Below are 18843 nucleotides of genomic sequence, written 5' to 3' on the forward strand. Positions count from 1 at the left end.
GGGGGGGGGGGGGGGGGGGGGTGGTTTTGGGGCGCCGCCCCCCGGGGGGCCGGGCGGGGGGGGCCGCCGGTGGGGGGGGGGGGCGGGCGGCGCCTCAAGGCGCCCCACGACGGTTGACTCAGCCTTCGTCCTGCTCGTACTCAACGAACACATCCAGTTCCAGCGCCAGTTCCTGCACGGCATCACGCACGCGCTGGGCGCCGAGTGCATTGCCTACTTCCACTTCCAGTTCGTGCGTGCCCGGGCCGATGTCATCGGACAGGCCGGCCGAGCTGGAATCGTCGTCGTCCATGTGCGGCATCAGGTCGTCGGTTTCCTCGACGTGTTCGATTCCCTCGATGCTCTGCAGCAGGTCGGTGATGGCACGTGCATCGTCTTCGGTGCCGGTGATTCGCAGTCGCAACAGGGCCATGGGCGGGTCCTCGGGGAAAGAGACTCCAGCCTAGCCAGCGTGCAGAAAAGGTCGGGTGAGGATGCGTGCTGGATCGTGGCGTCCGGTTCAGTCGTGCGCGCGGTCCGCAGGCGGCAGGCCCAGCAGTTCATCGGGCAGGGCCGGCAGCGGGGTGCGCTCATCCAGTGCTTCGCGCTTGAGCCAGTCCATGAACGCCTGCGCGGTCGGGCTGAGCGCCCGGTGTTCGGCGTGGACCACGTAGTAGGCGTAGCGCGCCTTGAGTGCGGGGCCGGGCAGGCGCACCAGCTCATAGCGCTGCAGGTAGGGCTGGGCGATGTGCTTGCGCGCCAGCACTGCGCCGATGCCGTAGACCGCGGCGCGCATCGCATCGGTGCTGTCGCTGAAGGTGTGCAGCGAGGGCAGGTCCAGTCCGCGCACACCCGCTGCCCGGAACCAGTCGCGCCAACCCTGCGGCGACATGTCGCTGAGCAGCGGCAGCGCGGCGATCTGCGCCGGGTCGCGCAAGGCCGGGACCCCCGGCAGTGCCGGTGAGGCGACCGGGCAGAGTTCGTCGTCCATCAGGTGATGGGCGGTCATGCCCGGCCACTGGCCAAGACCGTAACGAATGCCCAGTTCCGGCCCCGTCTCGTCGAAGCGGACCAGCTCGGTGCTGGTCTGCAGTTCAATGCGCATGCGCGGATGCTGTTGGGCGAAGCGCGGCAACCGCGGGATCAGCCAGCAGTACGACAGCGAGCGGATAGTGGTGACCCGCAGCGGCACGATGTCCGCCTGCGGATGCAGATTGCCGGCCACCGCATTGAGATCGCTCAGTGCCGCCGCTGCGGCATCGGCCAGCTGGCGGCCTTCGGCGGTCAGGCGCACACCGCGCGCGTGGCGCTGGAACAGCACGGTCCCGAGCAGCTCTTCCAGCCGTCGCACATGGTGGCTGACCGCACTGGCGGTGAGGTGCAGCTCCTGGGCGGCGTGGGCGAAGTTCTGGTGGCGTGCGGCAACGGCGAACACCCCCAGCGCAGGTAGCAAAGCCGGGCGGAGAATCATGGTCGAGACCCAAATCATATTTGTGGCTTGCACGGATACTACGCGCTTGTGGGCACGCAGCGGCAGGCGGATGCTGTCGCCCTTCCTCCCCGGATTCACGCGTATGTTGCCCTCCCTTACCGCCTGCTCCGCGCGCCTGGCTTGCTTCGGGGACCGCTCATGAGCGGAGCACCGCTGGCCGCCGGTACGGTGGAGCGCGATTGGCGCACCCCGCTGGAACTGACCGTCCTCGGCGCGATCTGGGGCTGCTCGTTCCTGTTCATGCGGGTGGCCGTGCCTGCCTTCGGACCGTACGCACTGGTGGAGGTGCGGCTGCTGCTCGGCGCGCTCGTGCTGTTGCCGTTCCTGTGGCAGGCGCGCGCGCAGTTCCCGGCGCGACGCTGGTTGTGGCTGGCACCGATCGGCCTGATCAACTCGGCCATCCCGTTCGTGCTGTTCGCCTGGGCCGCGCAACGCGCCCCGGCCGCGATCGGTGCGATCTGCAATGCGATGACCGTGCTGTTCGCGGCGCTGATCGCGTTCCTGTTCTTCGGCGAAAAGATCGGCATGCGCCGCGCGATCGCCCTGCTGGTCGGCTTCGCCGGCGTGGTGGTGCTGGCCACGGCCAAAGTGTCCGGTCTGAGCATCGGTGCGGCGGTGATGGCCGGTGCCCTGGCCGCGCTGTTGTATGGACTGGGCGTCAATCTGGTGAAGCGCCACATGACCGGCCTGCCACCGGCGGCGTCGGCCGGTGCCACGCTGGGCTGCGCGGCGATCCTGCTGCTGCCGATGGCGCTGACCCATTGGCCGACGGCCCCGATCCCGATGCTGTCCTGGTCCTGCGCGATCGCGCTGGGCGTGGTCTGCACCGGCCTGGCGTTTCTGATGTTCTACCGCCTGATCGCCCGCATTGGCCCGGCCCGTGCCTCGACCGTGACCTACCTGGTACCGATGTTCGGCGCGCTGTTCGCGTGGGTGTTCCTGGGCGAACCGGTGACCGGGGCGATGGTCGTGGCGGGCGTGTTGATTCTTGGCAGCGTAGCGGTGTCGCAGAAGCGATAGAGATCGCTTCTGCGAAGGCGATCAGCCGGCCAGCGGCCGGCACGACCGAGACGTGCATGTCCAACCCCATGCACGTTCAACGCGCCGGTGGCTCGGCCTCACCGCACCGGCACCGGGATGTTGCACAGGTCGATGTGCCCGGCCGGGCGCTTGTAGAAATCATCGACGCGGTTGCGGCGCGCTTCGGTCGCATCGGCAAAGGTCCTGGAGTCGGTGCGCAGCACCTGCAGCCTGGGTCGCTCCGCAGCCGGTACATCGCTGGCACGCTGGATCGACTGGATCGCCGTGCGCTGCGCCGGATCGGCGTAGAAGCCCATCGGTGCCGGTCCACGCGGCAGTGCGCTCAGCAGTTCCATGCCCTGCAGCACGCGGCCGACGACGGTGATGTTGCGGTCCAGCTGACGCGGCGACTGCCCGGTCACGACGTACAGCTCGGCGCCGATGCTGCTGTCTTCCTCGTTGTTGCGGCCGGCGCCCAGTGCACCGTAGCAATGCGCCAGCCAGGTCTTGCCGTCTTTGCGATCCTGGCCCACCGGGAAGCCGTCGACGAAACCGGTCTGGTCGGCCCAGCCGTCACGGTCGGGCAGGAGGCTGACCGTGAGCCCCTTGCTGTCGCGCTGGAATTCGGCCGGGAGCGTGCGTTTGGCGCTGCCGAGCGGCTTTGCCTTGGCGGCATCGTCCGCATCGGCATCGCCGAACTGCACCACGAAGTTGTCCTGCGCGCGGTAGATGCTCTCGCCGTCCCAGAAATGCTCGTGGGCCAGGGTCTGGATGTTGCCCACGTGCTGCGGCGCGAACGCCGGGGCCAACTCGATGATGACCCGGCCCGCGGGCAGGTTCATGTACAGCAGGTTGGCCGGCTCGGGCGTACGCCAGTCGCTGTCCGGTGACGCGTCCAGGATCTGCTGCGCGCTGCGGTAAGGCGTGGCCGCGCTGGCAAGGCTGGGCAGCAGGCAGGCCAGGGCGAGGGTGAGCACGGCGAAGCGATGATTTTGCATGGTGTCCCCGAAGATGGTGGCGTCCCGATAATGCGCGAGCGGCGCACTGCCTGTCATGTCACGGTGCGGGTTACCTCGTCACTCCGCCTGGGCGGCGAAGTAATCGTCCAAGGCTTTGCCGGCGCACTGACCCCGCTGCCGCGGACCCGATTGGGCTTCACAGGCAACCAGCGCCGGGTGGATCGCGACGTAATCCACCACCACGTCTTCGGCCGGGCGCGTCGAGGCGCGATAGCAGATCATCGCGCGATAGACCGTATACACCGCCGCATCCACGGGGGGCAGGTCGCTGAAGACCTCGTCGACCGTTTCGCGCGCCATCGCGGCGTGCCATGACGGATCCGTCTTGGTCGGCTCCGCATGGGCCAGCACGCTCTCCCGACTATCGCCGCGCTGGCGCGCGTCCAAGGCCAGCAGCGCGACGCTGATCGACTCATGCGAGCCATCGACGAAGTTGCATCCCTTCATGGCGTGGGCGGGGCCTGCGGCAGCGGCCAACAGGGCAAGCGAGAGGACGGCAGTGCGGGTCTTCATGACGTCATGTGCGTTCCGTGGGGAGAGCGATTCTGACAGATCGCCCGTACCCGGGCCCCGGGGATCGCTGGGCATCCCAACCGGCATGGTGACTAACGACACATCCGCTATAGCGAAGTTCGGACTAGTGTGGACTCCACGCTAGCGGAGACCGCCATGAGCGACCACGAAGTCCACCTCAAGAAGTTCCAGAAAGAGCTCAGCTCCGGCACGGTATCCCTGGCCTTGCTGGCGGTGCTGGCCAAGGCCGGTGAGCCGCTGTATGGCTACCTGATCGCCAAGGAGCTGGAGCGGGTCGGCGAGGGCGTGCTGAGCGGCAAGCAGAGCGCGCTGTACCCGGTGCTGCGCAACCTGGAAGGCGCCGGGTTGCTGGAAAGCCATGTTGAACCGTCGGTGGCTGGTCCGCCGCGTCGCTACTACCGCATCAATGACACGGGGCGTGAAGTGCTCAGTCAATGGACCGCCGCGTGGCGTGCCACCCGTGATTCCGTCGATTCCGTCCTGGAAGGGGTAACCGCATGAACATCGAATCCGTGGCCGGTCGGGCCTTGCCGACCACCATCCCGGCGTACTTGGCACAGCTGCGTGCGGCGCTGCACGACGCCGATCCGGCGATGGTGCAGGACGCCCTGTACGACGCCGAGGAATACCTGCGCTCGGAGCTGGCCGCGCAGCCGGGCCGCAGCGAGGCCGAGGTGATCGCCGATGTGGCCGGCAGCTACGGTGCGCCGGAAGAAGTGGCCGAGATCTACCGCGAAACGGAAATCACCGTGAACCGTGCGCTGCGCACGCCGAGCGCGGGTGCCGCACCGATCCGGCGTGCAGCGGCCACCAGCCCCGGCATCGCCTCGGTAACACCGCCGCAGGCGCCGCCCAAGCCACGCTCGGCCTTGGCCCGCTTCTTCGGCGTCGCCCTGGAGGCACGCACCTATGGCGCGCTGTTCTACATGCTGCTCTCGCTGGCCACCGGTATCTTCTTCTTTACCTGGGTGGTCACCGGCCTGTCGCTGTCGCTGGGCCTGATGGTGTTGATCATCGGCATTCCGGTGGCGGTGCTGTTCTTCGGCTCGGTGCGCGGTCTGTCGCTGCTGGAAGGGCGGCTGGTGGAGGCCCTGCTGGGCGAGCGCATGCCGCGCCGGCCGACGTATTCCGACCGCAGCCGCAGCTGGCTGCAGCGCATCGGCGACATGTTCACCGATGGCCGCACCTGGCTGACCCTGCTGTACTTCGTGCTGATGCTGCCGCTGGGCATCGTCTACTTCACGATCGCCACCACGCTGTTGTCGACCTCGATCGGCTTCATCTGGGCACCGGTGGCGGCGCTGTTCTCCAGTGACTACGTGGGCATCCACATCGACGGCATCCAGATGCTGCCGGTCTGGGTCACACCGCTGCTGGCGATCATCGGCGTGCTGCTGCTGTTTGCGACGCTGCACCTGGCCCGCGGCATCGGTCACCTGCACGGGATGATGGCCAAGCACCTGCTGGTGCGGCTGTAACCCACGGCCACAGGTCGGAACCCGAGGATCCGGTAGTGCCGGCCGCTGGCCGGCATTCCCCAGCGTAAGCCCCCTGGTCGGGGGGCGGTCGCGCTCGTCAGCCCGCTTTACGGCGCAACGGGGTCACGTTGCTCGCGATCTTCGCGGCCTTCTTCGGCTTGCTGGCCACGGTCTGCGCATGGGCCGCGAAGAAATCGCGCACCTTCGGATAGACCGTTTCGCGCCAGCGGCGGCCGCTGAAGATGCCGTAGTGGCCGGCGCCTTCGACGATGAAATGCTCGCGATGCGCGGCCGGAATGCCGGTGCACAGGTCCTGCGCCGCTTCGGTCTGGCCGAGGCCGGCGATATCGTCCAGCTCGCCTTCGATGCTCAGCAGTGCGGTGCCGGTGATCGCGCTGGGATCCACGCGTTCACCCTGCACGTACCACTCGCCGCGCGGCAGCAGGAACTCCTGGAAGACCACGCGGATCGTGTCCAGGTAGTACTTGGCCGGCATGTCGAGCACCGCGTTGTACTCATCGTAGAAACGACGGTGCGCGTCGGCATCTTCCATGTCGCCCTTGACCAGGTCGGCATAGAAATCCCAGTGCGAACTGAAATGGCGGCTCGGGTTCATCGACAGGAACCCCGCGTGCTGCAGGAAGCCCGGATACACGCGGCGGCCGGCGCCCGGGAAGGTGGCCGGCACGGTGTGGATGACATTGTTCTCGAACCACGACATCGGGTTCTGCGTGGCCAGATTGTTGACCGCGGTCGGGCTGCAGCGCGCATCGATCGGGCCGCCCATCATCACCAGCGATCGCGGCGTGGTTTCGCCACGGCTGGCCATCAGCGAGACGGCGGCAAGCACCGGCACGGTCGGCTGGCAGACGCTGATCACGTGCAGCTTCTCCGCACCGAGGTGGCGGATGAATTCCTGCACATAGGCGATGTAGTCATCCAGCCCGAACTCGCCTTCGCTGCCCGGCACCATGCGCGCATCGACCCAGTCGGTCACGTATACGCGGTGATCGCGCAGCAGGGTACGTACGGTATCGCGCAGCAGCGTGGCGTGGTGGCCGGACAACGGCGCTACCACCAGCACGAACGGCTGGTTGAGCATGGTGTGCAGCTGGTCGGCTTCATTGCTGTGGCGCTTGAAGCGCAGCAGTTTGCAGAACGGCTTGCTGATCTCTTCGTGGACGACGATCGGCACGCGCTCGCCCTCGACGTCGATTTCATTGATGCCCCATTCGGGCTTCTCGTAATCCTTGCCGATGCGGTGGAACAGCTCGTTCACAGCGGCCAGGCGATCCGCGCCGGGCATCTGCGACCACCAATGACCTTGATTGGCGAAGAACTTCGCGTTGGCCTGGGCCTGGTGCACCCACGGGGCGAGCAGGTTGCGGGTCAACTCATGCAGCTGATATAGCATGACGTCCAATATGTATGGTCTTATGTTGCCGCGCAGCATAGCGCACCCGTCGCGCGGGCGCGTTAATGCGCGGCCTGTCTCAATTGTTATCGAGACTCAGGGCGCGCCGCGTTCCAGAGCAGCCGCGTGACCTGCCAGTGCCGGGGACAGCCAGCAGTGCGAGCCCAAGGTGGTGAAGCCGACCCGCTTGAGCTGGCTGCGGTACCAGCGCGCCGGGCGCGGCTGGAAGCCTTCGTGGTCGCCATCGAAGTCATCCTCGGCCGTGAATGCCTCCAGGAAGGCCACGCCGGCGGTCAGCTCGGCAAAGCCCTCGAGTGCCGGGCGCAGCTCGCGGCTGGGCACGTAGTGCATTACGTCCGAGCAGATCAGCAGATCGACCGGTGCGCACGGACGCAGCCAGGCGAAATCGCCGACCTTGGCCGGGTGCAGGTTGCGGCTGCGGCCGTAGCGGTGCACGGCGTAATCGCTGCTGTCGAAGCCCAGGTACTGCACGCGGGGGCGCAGTTTGAGCAGCGGGGCACGCCAGGCGCCTTCGCCACAGCCGATATCCAGCACGCTGCGGATCGGGCGTTCCAGGTAGTACTCGGCACTGGCCACCGCAAGCGCCACCTTGCGCGCCAGCCGCGCGGCGCCACCGGTCTGGTCAGGCTGGTACCAGCGCTGGAAGTAGGCGGCGTCGTAGGTTTTGTCCATGGGGATATGCACGTGGGTGAAAACGGCGCTTATCGTACGGCGTGGCGCGCGCGGATGCGTAGTGGGGAGGTGTGGCGATGGGTCGCGCCTGCACCCATGGGGCGGCTCTACCGGGCATGCGAGAATGGCGGCCAACCCATGCCAGCCGCCGGAGCAAGCACATGCAGTCCTATTACTGGGTCAAGACCTTCCACCTGTTGTTCGTGGTGGCGTGGATGGCGGCGGTGTTCTATCTGCCCCGGATCCTGGTCAACCTCAGCGAGACGGCCGGCCAGCTGCCGGTGACCGAGCGGCTGCAGCTGATGGGCCTGCGCCTGTACAAGTTTGGCCACATGATGTTCGGCCTCGCGCTGATCCTGGGCGTGGTGCTGTGGCTGGGCTACCGCGTGATTCCCGATTTCCCGACCATGGTCGCGCCCGGTGCGGCGGGCTGGCTGCATGCCAAGCTCGGCCTGGTGGTGCTGCTGCTGGTGTATTACTCGTGGACCGGGCGCCTGTTGAAGGGCGCGGTACGCGGCAAGCCGTTGCCGTCCTCGCGCGCGCTGCGCTGGTTCAACGAACTGCCGCTGGTGCTGTTCATCGGCGTGGTCTGGCTGGTGATCGCCAAGCCGTTCTGAAAAAAAAGCCGGGCGCTTGCGCGTCCGGCTTTTTCGTCTGCGCCGCAGCCTGATCAGGCCACTTCGTAGGTCCCGTAGCTGCGCAGGCGCTCGTAACGCTTCTGCAGCAGCTCATCGACCGGCAGCTTCTCCAGCACGTCCAGCTCGTTGAGCAGCACGGCCTTGAGGCGTTTGGCCATCTGGTTCGGGTTGCGGTGGGCGCCACCGGTCGGCTCACGCACCACCTTGTCCACCAGGCCCAGGCCCTTCAGGCGCGGGGCGGTCAGGCCGAGCTGTTCGGCGGCGTCCTTGGCCTTGGCCGGGTCCTTCCACAGGATCGAGGCGCAGCCTTCCGGGCTGATGGTCGAGTACACGCTGTACTCCAGCATCACGGTGCGGTCGCCCACGCCCAGGGCCAGTGCGCCACCCGAGCCGCCTTCACCGATCACCGTGCAGACCACCGGGACCTTCAGTTCGGCCATTTCCATCAGGTTGCGTGCGATCGCTTCGGACTGGCCGCGCGATTCGGCGTCGATGCCCGGCCAGGCGCCGGCGGTGTCGATCAGCGTCAGCACCGGCAGGCCGAAACGCTCGGCCATCTTCATCAGGCGCAGCGCCTTGCGGTAGCCCTCCGGCTTGGGCATGCCGAAGTTGCGCTTGATCTTTTCCTTGGTGTCGCGGCCCTTCTGATGGCCGATCAGCATCACCGAGCGGCCACCGATGCGGGCCAGGCCGCCGATGATCGCCTTGTCGTCGGCGAAGGCGCGGTCGCCGGCCAGTTCCTGGAACTCATCGCAGATGATGCGGATGTAGTCCTCGGTGTACGGGCGGGACGGATGCCGGGCCAGCTGCAGCACCTGCCAGGAGGTCAGGTTGCGGAAGATCTGCGCGGTGCGCACCCGCAGCTTGTCCCGCAGGGCATGCACTTCGGCCTCGACATTGACCGCAGGTCCGGCGCTGGCGCTGCGCAGTTCCTGGATCTTCGCCTCCAGATCAGCGATGGGTTGCTCGAAGTCGAGGTAGTTCGGATTCATCGGAAACCGTCGTGAAGAAAAGAGGGAAAGTGTAGCCGAATGCGCCGAAAAGCCCCGTACGCCGTCGTCTGGAAACCGACGGTAGCGCAGCGGGGCGAAGGGCGCCAGTCAGCTCAGGGGACGACCAGCGCCGCGCTGCCCATCAGCGTGCTGCGGGTCTTCACGAAGGTGTTGTAGCCCTCGTTGGCCTCCTTGGGCATGCCCGAGCCCAGCCTGGCGGTGGCGGCGGTGAACGCCATCTGCGCCTGGAAGGCCTCCTGCTGGAGCTGCAGCTGCGCATCGGCAGAGGTGGCGTGCAGGTAGCGGGTGTACAGCTCGCGCAGCGGGCCGGCATGGACTTCGAAGGCCGGATCCAGCGGCGGCAGGACGGCCGGGGCTGCCTCCAGCGTGTAGGCGGGCGCCACGTAGCCCTTGGGCTGCTGGCGTGCGTAAGCACCGGGCTGGCCCGTGCCTGCTTCCACGTAGGCGATGAAATCCGGGGCGGTGAAGATCTTGGCGTTGATCCGGCCGCCGCTGGCGTCCACATGGGCCACGGTCTGGACCTCCGGGAACGGCTCGCGGACGCCGAAGCTCCAGGCCTGGTCGATGAACAGGTCATGGGTGGTCTGGTACGGGCCTTCGAACGTCACGCCGCCCAGCTCGATCTGGTTCTTCAGGCTGCCGAAGTGCTGCAGCTTGTCTTCACCGGTGACGTAGATCTCATTGGCGATCACGTACTCGGCCAGGGTCGGGTTGATCAAGCCACCCTTGCCGCTGGCGTAGACGATGAAACGCACATCGCCAAGCTGGTCGGTCTGCAGATGATGTTCACCCGGCTTGAGCTTGACCGGGCGCGAGGCGTGCGCGGCGATCGGCAGTTCATTGCCATCGATGCGCAGGGTCAGCGGCGTGGCGCCCGGGTTGTCGATCTCGAAGGTCTGGGCGGGGCTGGAACAGCCGGTGATGGCGACGGCTGCACTCAGCAGCACGGCAAAACGCTTGATCAAAACAAAATACCTGTGTTGCAACAGAAAAAAATCAGTTCGCCCAGGGCGGGCTGTAGCGCACCTTCACCGTGCGGACCGCGGGATCGGCGCGCAGCGCATCGACCAGGTGGCTGTCCACGCGCACGGCGATGTCACCGGCAACATCGAGCATGCCGGCCACCGGGCCCTGTTCCGAGCCAAGCAGCAGGTCCAGGCGCAGCGGTGTGCGGCCGGGGCGATGCCGGTCGAGCAGGGCGTTGACGCGGTTCCACACCGCACCGTCCTGGCGCAGATCCACCCGCAGCGACAGCCGCGTGGCGTAGTTGGCGCAGATGTCTTCGTAATCCCAGACCTGGCGGATGCGCAGCGCATAGCCGCCGTTGAACTCGTCTTCGCGCAGGCCGCCCTTGACCACCAGGATGCGGTCCTTGGTCATCAGGTGGCCGAACTCGGCCAGACCATCGGTGAAGGCGCTGCATTCCACGCGGCCCTTGCCGTCTTCGAGCTGCATGAAGATCTGGCTTTCGCCCTTGCGGCGCACGCCGACCACCAGGCCGGCCAGGATCACCGGCGTTTCCTGGCGCCAGGCACGCTTCTCGCCGTCCTTGCTCGGGCGGGCCGGCGGGATCAGCTTTTCCAGCTTGCCCAGGTCGGTGCCGACCAGTTCCTTGACGTCATCGGCGTAGGGATCGAACGGGTGGCCACTGAGGTAGAAGCCCAGCGTTTCGCGCTCGCCGTCCAGCAACTGGCCCAGCGCCCACTCTTTGGCTTCCGGCAGCTCCAGCTGCATCGCGGTGCTGACCGGATCGGGCGCGCCGAACAGCGAGTTCTGCCCGGAGGCCTTCTCGCGCGCCATCTGGTCGGTGGCCTTGAGGACTTCGGGCAGCTGCAGCATCAGCGAGGCGCGGTTCTTGCCGAGCCCGTCCATCGCGCCGCAGTTGATCATCGCTTCCAGCGTGCGGCGGTTGAGCTTGCCCGATTCGGCGCGCATGCAGAAATCCAGCAGCGACGCATAGCGGCCGCCACGCTGGCGCTCTTCCACGATCGCTTCGCAGGCACCCTGGCCGACGCCCTTGATCGCACCCAGGCCGTACACGATGGTGTCGGCGCTGGAGGCTTCGAACATGTACGCCGATTCGTTCACGCGCGGCGGCAGCACGGTCAGGCCGAGGTTGCGCACTTCGGCGAGGAAGCCGACCACCTTGTCGGTGTTGTCCATGTCCGAGGACAGCGTCGCGGCCATGAATTCGGCCGGGTAATGACGCTTGAGCCAGGCGGTCTGGTAACTCACCAGTGCGTAGGCGGCGGCGTGCGACTTGTTGAAGCCGTAGCCGGCGAACTTCTCCATCAGGTCGAAGATCGCGTCGGCCTTGGCTTCGACGACACCGTCCTTGGCCGCACCTTCGCGGAAGATCTCGCGGTGCTTGGCCATCTCGGCCGGCACCTTCTTGCCCATCGCACGGCGCAGCAGATCGGCGCCGCCCAGCGAGTAACCGCCGACGATCTGCGCCATCTGCATCACCTGCTCCTGGTACACCATGATGCCGTAGGTGTCTTTCAGGATCGCTTCCGTGCGCGGATCGGGATAGATGATTTCTTCCTGCCCGTGCTTACGCGCGTTGAAGGAGGGAATCAGGTCCATCGGGCCGGGTCGGTACAGCGACACCAGCGCGATGAGATCTTCGAAGCGGTCAGGACGCGCGTCTTTCAGCAGGCGGCGCATGCCCGAGGATTCGAACTGGAACACCGCGCCGGTATTGCCGTTGGCGAAGATGTCCTTGTAGGTAGGCACGTCATCCAGCGGCAGCGCGGTGATGTCCACCGGCGGAATGCCGGCGCGCTCGTGCCGCTTGTTGATCGCCTTGACCGCCCAGTCGATGATCGTCAGCGTGCGCAGGCCCAGGAAGTCGAACTTCACCAGGCCGATTTCTTCGACGTCGTTCTTGTCGAACTGGGTGACCGGGTTGCGGCCGCGGCCGCCTTCGTCATGTTCGGCGAACAGCGGGCAGAATTCGGCCAGCGGTTCCGGTGCGATCACCACGCCACCGGCGTGCTTGCCGGCGTTGCGGGTGAGGTCTTCGAGCTGGCGTGCCAGGTCGATCAGGTCGCGGACATCGTCTTCGTTCTGGTAGCGCTGGATCAACTCCGGCGACGCCATTTCCGAATCCTTGCCTTCGCCCATCGCATCCTTGAGCGAGATGCCCAGGATGTTGGGGATCAGCTTGGAGACGCCGTCGACCAGGCCGTACGGGAAGCCGAGCACGCGACCGGAATCGCGCACCACGGCCTTGGCCGCCATGGTGCCGTAGGTGATGATCTGGCTGACGCGGTCGCGACCGTATTTACGCGCGACGTAGTCGATGACCTCGTCGCGGCGGTCCATGCAGAAGTCGATGTCGAAGTCGGGCATCGACACGCGTTCGGGGTTGAGGAACCGCTCGAACAGCAGGTTGTACGGGATCGGATCCAGATCGGTGATCTGCAGCGCCCAGGCCACCAGCGAGCCGGCACCGGAACCGCGCCCGGGGCCGATCGGAATGCCCTGGTTCTTTCCCCACTGGATGAAGTCGGCCACGATCAGGAAGTAGCCGGGGAAGCCCATCTTGATGATGGTGGCCAGTTCGAATTCGAGGCGCTCGAAATAGTCGGCGCGGGTCTTGCCCGGCGCCAGCGGATTCTTTTCGAGGCGCGCTTCCAGGCCCTTGCGCGATTCGCTGCAGATCCAGCTGTCGAGGGTTTCCTCTTCGGGGACCGGATAGTTGGGCAGGAAGTAGGTGCCGAGGCGCATCTCGATGTTGCAGCGTTCGGCCAGCGCCAGGGTGTTGTCGATCGCGTCGGGGATGTCGGCGAACAGCGCGCACATGTCCTCGGCGGACTTGAGGTACTGCTGGTCGCTGTAGTCGCGCGGGCGTTTGGGATCGTCCAGCACGCGGCCGGAGGAAATGCAGACGCGCGCTTCGTGGGCGCTGAAGTCTTCCGGCTGCAGGAAGCGCACATCGTTGCTGGCGATCACCGGCAGGCCACGCTGGCCGGCGGCCTGCAGGGCGAACTGGTTGAAGGCTTCTTCGCCATCGCGGCCGGTGCGGGTCAGCTCCAGGTGCAAGCCGTCACCGAACACGCGCTGCCAGTCGGCGAGCTGTTGCTCGGCCAGATCGTGGCGGCCGTCGCCGGCGAGGCGGCCGGCGAGGCTGTCGCGGCCGGCCAGTGCGAACAGGTTGTGGCAGCCGGCTTTGAGCCAGTCCGGGTGCACGGCGACGCCGCCTTCGGGGCGATGGCCTTCCATCCAGGCGCGGGTCAGCAGCCTGGAGAGGCTGAGGTAGCCTTCGCGGTCGCGACAGAGCAGGGTCATGCGCCAAGGCGTCATGCCTTCTTCGGCGATCATGATGTCCGCGCCGGCGATGGGCTTGATGCCCACGGTTTCGGCGGCTTTGTAGAACTTGACCAGCGCGAACAGGTTGTTGAGATCCGTCACTGCCAGTGCAGGCAGCTTCAGTTCGACCGCGCGGCTGAGCAGGTTGGCCTGCTTTGCTTTTTTCGGGTCAGCCTGATCCGGCTTCGCCGGGACACGGATGGTCGAATCCGCCAGCGAAAATTCGGTGTGGACGTGGAGATGTACGAAACGGGAAGTGGACATGCCGAACCAATGTGATGCCCGGTCAGGGTAGCGGTGGCGGTGGTCGCTAACAAGGCTTGACAGGGGTGTTGCGGGGGCGCGGGTTGGCGGTGGGGTTCAGGTTTCTTGCGGTTGCAGCGATTGCAGGGCTTGGCGCTGGTGGGGCACGTGCAGGAGCGGCAAGTGCAGGAGCGGTGGGCTCGGTGGTGCCTGCGGGCTGGGGCGGCGAGGGCAGAGTCGCGGGACGCGCTGTGAATACGTCCGTGTAAGCTCGTAGGCAGCATCCATGCTGCCTAACGGTCCCGCGCCTCTACCCCCGCCACCCCTTCGACAGATGGCCGGTGCGTTGGGGCAGGCGACAGCGCTCCTTCGACAGATAGCCGGTGCGTTGGGGTGAGCAACAGCCGATCCTTCGAGAGGGTGCTGGTGCGCAGAGGCAGGCAACCGTCATCCTTCGAGAGACATCTGATACACGGGAGCGAGCAACCGCCAAGCTTTCGACATCGTTGATGCGGACGAGCTGACAATCGCCGTGTGCTGAGGGGTGTCATGCCGTGCCGGGCGGCGCCCAGCCGTTGCTGCGCTCAGGCGGGAAGGCTGCTGGGGTCGGGTTCCAGGCACGCGCGGACGGGGGCGAAGCTGCGGCGGTGCTGGGGGCAGGGGCCGTGGTTGCGCAGGGCGGCGAGATGGGCGGGGGTGCCGTAGCCTTTGTGCTGGTCGAAGCCGTATTCGGGGTGGGCGTCGTGCAGGGTCTGCATGAAGCGGTCGCGGCTGACTTTGGCGAGGATCGAGGCGGCCATGATGGCGCGGTCGAGGGCGTCGCCGCCGATCAGGGCCTGGGCCGGGCAGGGCAGGCCTTTGGGGACGACGTTGCCGTCGATGCGGGCGAACTGGGCGACGTGGGCGACGCCTTCGACGGCGCGGCGCATGCCAAGCATCGTGGCCTGGTAGATGTTGAGGGCGTCGATTTCGCCGACGTCCACCATCACCACGTGCCAAGCCAGGGCGCGGTCCAGGATCTTGTCGTAGAGCTGGTCACGGCGTGCCGCGGTGAGCTGCTTGGAGTCGTCCAGGCCGTTGAGGCGCGGTCGGTCGGGGCAGAACACCACGGCGGCGACCGCGACGGGCCCGGCCAGCGGGCCGCGTCCGGCTTCATCCACGCCGGCCACGTAGCGCGGGGCGACGGTGGCCAGGGCGGCGCCGTCGAACAGGGCCAGTGAAGCGGCGGCGGCGTGGCGGCGGCTCATGCGGTGCGGTCGCGGTTGGGGCCGCGTTCGAGCAGCTCGGTGACGGCGTCGGCGGCGCGCGCCGAGGCGTCGCGACGCAGTTGCAGATGCAGGTGCTCGTACGTGTCCTGCAGGTCGATCACGCGCTGGGGGTGGTCGAACCACTGCAGGATGGCGGCGGCCAGTTTGTCCGGGATGCAGTCGTGCTGCATCAGCTCCGGAGCGAGGTCCTTGCCGGCGAGGATGTTGGGCAGGGCGAAGCGGTCGACCTTGAGCAGGCCCAGCGCTTTGACGATGCGGTAGGTGAGTTCGGCCACGCGGTAGCCGACCACCATCGGGCGTTTGACCAGCATCGTCTCCAGCGTCGCGGTGCCGGAGGCGAGCACAACCACGTCGGCGGCGATCATCGCGGTGCGGGCGTTGCCGTCGAGCAGGTGCGAATGCGCAACCGGCAGCGCCGAGGCGGAGAGTTGCTCGCTGATCAACTGGCGGCAGGCGGCGTTGGCGGCCGGGACCACCACGTGCAGGCCGGGAATGCGTTCGGAGACCTGCCAGGCCGCTTCGAAGAACGGTTCGCCGAGCTTGCTGATTTCCCCCAGGCGGCTGCCGGGCAGTACCGCCAGCACCTTCGCGTTGGAGGGCAGGCCGAGCTCGGCACGCGCCTGTTCGCGATCATTGTGCAGCGGGATGTCATCAGCCATCGGATGGCCCACGAAGCGGGCGTCGATGCCGTGCTTGGCGTAGATCGGTGGTTCCATCGGGAACAGGCACAGCACCAGGTCGGCGCTGGCCCCGATCTTCTCGGCACGTTTTTCGCGCCAGGCCCAGACCGAGGGGCTGACGTAATGGACGGTGCGGACGCCGCGTTCTTTCAGCCAGCGCTCGACGCCGAGGTTGAAGTCGGGCGCGTCGATGCCGATGAACACGTCCGGCTGCCACTCCAGCGCACGCGCGCGGAACTCGCGGCGCAGTTTGAGCAGACGCGGCAGGTGGCGCAGGATTTCGGTCAGGCCCATCACCGCCAGTTCGCTGGCATCGAACCACGTCTGGCAGCCGGCGCTGCGCATGGCATCGCCGCCGATGCCGGCGAATTCGGCGTTCGGGAAGCGCAGGCGCAGTTCGCGGACCAGGCCGGCACCGAGCAGATCGCCGGAGGCTTCGCCGGCGACCAGGGCGATCCGTACCGGGCGCTCAGAGGTGCGCACGGCCAGCGTCTGTTCGACGCTGGTCGCCATCGCAGCGAGCGGGATGATCTCGGCGGTCGTGATGCCCGGGGTCTGCCCGCCTGGACCCGTCATCGCAGCAAGGGCCTCTCGGCGCTTTCGATGAAGTCCAGCAGGTCCTTCACGTCGGCGCTGTGGCTGGCCTGTTCGGCCAGCTGCACCTTGGCTTCGGCCAGCGGCAGGCCGGCCACGTACAGGGTGCGGTAAGCGCGTTTGATGCTGGCGATGCGTTCGGCATCGAAGCCACGGCGCTTGAGACCTTCGCTGTTGATGCCGCGCGGGCGGCCCAGGCTGTCGCTGCCGACCATGGTGAACGGCGGAACGTCGCCATTGGTCAACGCGCCCATGCCGAGGAAGGCGTGGGCCCCGATGCGGCAGAACTGGTGGGCACCGGCGAAGCCGCTGATGATCACGTAGTCGCCCACGGTGACGTGGCCGGCCAGCGTGGTGTTGTTGGAGAACACGCAGTGGCTGCCGACGTGGCAGTCATGTGCCACGTGGGTGTAGGCCAGCATCCAGTTGTCGTTGCCGACCGTGGTGATGCCGCCGCCACCGGCGGTGCCGCGGTTGATGGTGACGAATTCGCGGATGACGTTGTCATCGCCGATCACCAGTTCCGTGCGTTCGGCCTTGTACTTTTTGTCCTGCGGCTCGCCACCGATCGCGGCATGGCCGATGAAACGGTTGTTGCGGCCGATCCGGGTCGGGCCGTGGATCGAGCAGTGCGGACCGATCTCGGTGCCGGCACCGATTTCCACGTCCGCGCCGATCAGGCAGAACGCACCCACGCGCACATCCGCAGCCAGCGACGCCGACGGGTCGATGACCGCGGTGGGGTGGATGAGAGGGGCGTTGTCACTCATTGCAGATCTCCTGCCTGGATCATTCGCGGGTGCCGGCGCACAGCACTTCGGCGCAGGCGACGATTTCGCCATCGACCTTCGCCACGCAGTCGTACACCGCCATGTTGCGGATCACGCGCTTGATCTCCACGTGCATTTCCAGCACGTCGCCGGGCACGACCTGCTTGCTGAAGCGCGCCTTGTCGACCTTGACCATGTAGAACAGCTTGGACTGCGCATCGCGGCCCAGGGTGAGCTGGGTCAGTACGCCACCGGCCTGGGCCATGGCTTCGATGATCAGCACGCCGGGCATGATCGGCTGGCCCGGGAAGTGGCCCTGGAAGAACGGCTCGTTGATGCTGACGTTCTTGGTGGCGACGATCTTCCGGTTCTCGAAATCGAGCGAGATCACCTTGTCCACCAGCAGGAACGGATAGCGGTGCGGGATCAACTGCTGGATCTGGTTGATGTCCGGCAGATTCTGGTTGTTGCTCATTCCTTCTCCTTGCTCACAGACAGGATGCGCCGGGCGAGCGCATCGAGCTGCTTGAAGCGCGCGGCATTTTTACGCCACGTGCGGTTGTCGGTCAGTGGGGTGCCGGAGGAATACTCGCCCGGCTCATGAATGGAGTTGCGCACCACCGATTTGCCGGTGATGACGACCTTGTCGCAGATTTCGAGATGACCGACGACGCCGACGGCGCCGCCCAGCAGGCAGTAGCGGCCGATCTTGGCGCTGCCGGCGATGCCGGTGCAGCCGGCGATGGCCGAGTGGGCGCCGATCTGGACGTTGTGGGCGACCTGCACGAGGTTGTCCAGGCGCACGTCGTTTTCGAGCACGGTGTCTTCCAGCGCGCCGCGATCAACGCAGGTATTGGCGCCGATTTCGCAGTCGTCGCCGATGCGCACGCCGCCGAGCTGGGGCACCTTGATCCAGTGGCCGGCATCCATGGCCAGGCCGAAGCCGTCGGCACCCAGTACGGCGCCGGGATGGATGCGCACGCGCTTGCCGAGCTTGACGCGGGTGACCAGGGTGACGCGGGCGATCAGTTCGCAGCCGGTCTCCAGGGTGCAGTCTTCGCCGATGATGCTGCCAGGCCCGACGATGCAGTTCTCACCGACAACGCTACGGGCGCCGATGGTGACGAACGGGCCGATGTGGGCACTGGCAGCGACCTGGGCGTCCGGAGCGATGCAGGCGCTGGGGTGGATCCCCGGGGCGCGCGGCGGTGCGATGTCGAACAGGGCGGCGATCTTGGCGAACGTGGTGTACGGGTCCTTGGCGACCAGGGCGGCGCCGGGCGCGGCCTCGGCATCCTCGGCACGCAGCACGACGATGGCCGCCTGGCTGTCGGCCAGCTGCGCGCGGTAGCGCGGATTGGCCAGGAAGGTGAGCTGGCCAGGGCCGGCATGGGCGAGCGTAGCCACGCCATGGATGGCGGTGCTGCCATCACCATGGACCTGCAGGCCAAACTGCTCGGCGAGTTGCTGGGCGGTATAGGTAGGAGTGTTCACCGGGGGAGTTTACCGTGTGATGCCGAAACGGTCATGCGGGGCGGGGGTTTTGGGGGGGGTGTGTCGGTTTGGGGGGGCTCGGGCGCCTTGGTGGCCATGGGGGGGGGTGGTGCGGGGCTGCCGGGGCCAGGCCGCGCTGAAAACCAACCTTGGGGGGCTCGTGGGCCGAATCCATGCGGCCCAACGGTCCTGGCCAGGGC

17 protein-coding genes and 1 pseudogene are annotated in these 18843 nt (G+C 66.9%); 4 read left to right on the forward strand and 14 right to left on the reverse strand.

Translation table 11 applies throughout. The features are described from left to right. Positions 1 to 118: 118 nt before the first annotated feature. Both ABE463_RS18230 and ABE463_RS18235 read right to left on the reverse strand, forming a co-directional pair. Positions 119 to 412 carry a hypothetical protein gene (locus ABE463_RS18230; RefSeq protein ID WP_019184421.1) on the reverse strand — a complete coding sequence of 98 codons (294 nt, stop codon included), beginning with the start codon at positions 410 to 412 and terminating at the stop codon, positions 119 to 121. A gap of 87 nt (positions 413 to 499) precedes the next feature. Next, complete coding sequence (locus tag ABE463_RS18235) at positions 500 to 1450, reverse strand: LysR substrate-binding domain-containing protein (protein WP_346469104.1); 951 nt, start codon at positions 1448 to 1450, stop codon at positions 500 to 502. Between the two features lie 159 nt (positions 1451 to 1609). Here ABE463_RS18235 and ABE463_RS18240 point away from each other — a divergent pair, with 159 nt between their 5' ends. Then, the gene (locus tag ABE463_RS18240) at positions 1610 to 2491 is read left to right on the forward strand and encodes a DMT family transporter (RefSeq protein WP_346469105.1); all 882 of its coding nucleotides are present in this window, start codon (positions 1610 to 1612) and stop codon (positions 2489 to 2491) included. Positions 2492 to 2589: 98 nt separating this feature from the next. On the opposite strand, the gene ABE463_RS18245 is transcribed toward ABE463_RS18240, so the two are convergent. Further along, on the reverse strand, positions 2590 to 3489 hold the full coding sequence (locus tag ABE463_RS18245) for a peptidylprolyl isomerase (protein ID WP_346469106.1): 900 nt from the start codon (positions 3487 to 3489) through the stop codon (positions 2590 to 2592). Between the two features lie 78 nt (positions 3490 to 3567). Further along, on the reverse strand, positions 3568 to 4023 hold the full coding sequence (locus tag ABE463_RS18250) for a hypothetical protein (RefSeq protein WP_346469107.1): 456 nt from the start codon (positions 4021 to 4023) through the stop codon (positions 3568 to 3570). Positions 4024 to 4179: 156 nt separating this feature from the next. On the opposite strand from ABE463_RS18250, the gene ABE463_RS18255 reads away from it, so the two are divergent. Together ABE463_RS18255 and ABE463_RS18260 are read left to right on the forward strand one after the other, a co-directional pair. Beyond that, entirely contained in the window at positions 4180 to 4545 is a 366-nt protein-coding gene (locus ABE463_RS18255) for a PadR family transcriptional regulator (protein WP_121041452.1), read from the forward strand. Continuing rightward, positions 4542 to 5522, forward strand: coding sequence for a sensor domain-containing protein (locus ABE463_RS18260; protein WP_346469108.1), 981 nt, complete (start codon positions 4542 to 4544; stop codon positions 5520 to 5522). Before ABE463_RS18255 ends, ABE463_RS18260 begins: the two co-directional genes overlap by 4 nt. A 97-nt stretch (positions 5523 to 5619) precedes the next feature. Here the strand turns inward: ABE463_RS18260 and phaZ are convergent, their stop codons facing one another. Both phaZ and ABE463_RS18270 read right to left on the reverse strand, forming a co-directional pair. Then, complete coding sequence (gene phaZ / locus ABE463_RS18265; protein ID WP_259260133.1) at positions 5620 to 6975, reverse strand: polyhydroxyalkanoate depolymerase; 1356 nt, start codon at positions 6973 to 6975, stop codon at positions 5620 to 5622. A gap of 57 nt (positions 6976 to 7032) precedes the next feature. Then, positions 7033 to 7629 carry a class I SAM-dependent methyltransferase gene (locus ABE463_RS18270; RefSeq protein ID WP_346469109.1) on the reverse strand — a complete coding sequence of 199 codons (597 nt, stop codon included), beginning with the start codon at positions 7627 to 7629 and terminating at the stop codon, positions 7033 to 7035. A 161-nt stretch (positions 7630 to 7790) separates the two neighbouring features. On the opposite strand from ABE463_RS18270, the gene ABE463_RS18275 reads away from it, so the two are divergent. Further along, on the forward strand, positions 7791 to 8246 hold the full coding sequence (locus ABE463_RS18275) for a CopD family protein (protein WP_259260134.1): 456 nt from the start codon (positions 7791 to 7793) through the stop codon (positions 8244 to 8246). A gap of 53 nt (positions 8247 to 8299) precedes the next feature. Here ABE463_RS18275 and ABE463_RS18280 read toward each other — a convergent pair whose 3' ends face one another. The 8 genes and pseudogenes from ABE463_RS18280 to lpxD form a co-directional block, all read right to left on the reverse strand. Then, positions 8300 to 9259: an acetyl-CoA carboxylase carboxyltransferase subunit alpha gene (locus ABE463_RS18280; protein ID WP_123728752.1), complete on the reverse strand. Its 960-nt coding sequence runs from the start codon at positions 9257 to 9259 to the stop codon at positions 8300 to 8302. 113 nt (positions 9260 to 9372) lie between these two features. After that, positions 9373 to 10245 carry a hypothetical protein gene (locus ABE463_RS18285; protein ID WP_346469110.1) on the reverse strand — a complete coding sequence of 291 codons (873 nt, stop codon included), beginning with the start codon at positions 10243 to 10245 and terminating at the stop codon, positions 9373 to 9375. Positions 10246 to 10276: 31 nt separating this feature from the next. Beyond that, positions 10277 to 13858, reverse strand: coding sequence for a DNA polymerase III subunit alpha (gene dnaE / locus ABE463_RS18290; RefSeq protein ID WP_346469111.1), 3582 nt, complete (start codon positions 13856 to 13858; stop codon positions 10277 to 10279). A 563-nt stretch (positions 13859 to 14421) separates the two neighbouring features. After that, the gene (locus ABE463_RS18295) at positions 14422 to 15084 is read right to left on the reverse strand and encodes a ribonuclease HII (RefSeq protein WP_346469112.1); all 663 of its coding nucleotides are present in this window, start codon (positions 15082 to 15084) and stop codon (positions 14422 to 14424) included. Next, positions 15081 to 16253, reverse strand: a pseudogene (gene lpxB / locus ABE463_RS18300) (lipid-A-disaccharide synthase); the annotation flags it as partial. The gene ABE463_RS18295 and the pseudogene lpxB, both read right to left, overlap by 4 nt. Positions 16254 to 16357: 104 nt before the next feature. Further along, positions 16358 to 17149 carry an acyl-ACP--UDP-N-acetylglucosamine O-acyltransferase gene (gene lpxA / locus ABE463_RS18305; protein ID WP_259260138.1) on the reverse strand — a complete coding sequence of 264 codons (792 nt, stop codon included), beginning with the start codon at positions 17147 to 17149 and terminating at the stop codon, positions 16358 to 16360. 19 nt (positions 17150 to 17168) lie between these two features. Continuing rightward, the gene (gene fabZ, locus ABE463_RS18310; protein ID WP_019184406.1) at positions 17169 to 17624 is read right to left on the reverse strand and encodes a 3-hydroxyacyl-ACP dehydratase FabZ; all 456 of its coding nucleotides are present in this window, start codon (positions 17622 to 17624) and stop codon (positions 17169 to 17171) included. Further along, positions 17621 to 18643: a UDP-3-O-(3-hydroxymyristoyl)glucosamine N-acyltransferase gene (gene lpxD, locus ABE463_RS18315; protein WP_346469113.1), complete on the reverse strand. Its 1023-nt coding sequence runs from the start codon at positions 18641 to 18643 to the stop codon at positions 17621 to 17623. Before lpxD ends, fabZ begins: the two co-directional genes overlap by 4 nt. Between the last annotated feature and the right edge of the window lie 200 nt (positions 18644 to 18843).

Origin of the sequence: Stenotrophomonas sp. TWI819 (assembly GCF_039673075.1) — a bacterium.
GTDB lineage: Bacteria > Pseudomonadota > Gammaproteobacteria > Xanthomonadales > Xanthomonadaceae > Stenotrophomonas > Stenotrophomonas rhizophila_B.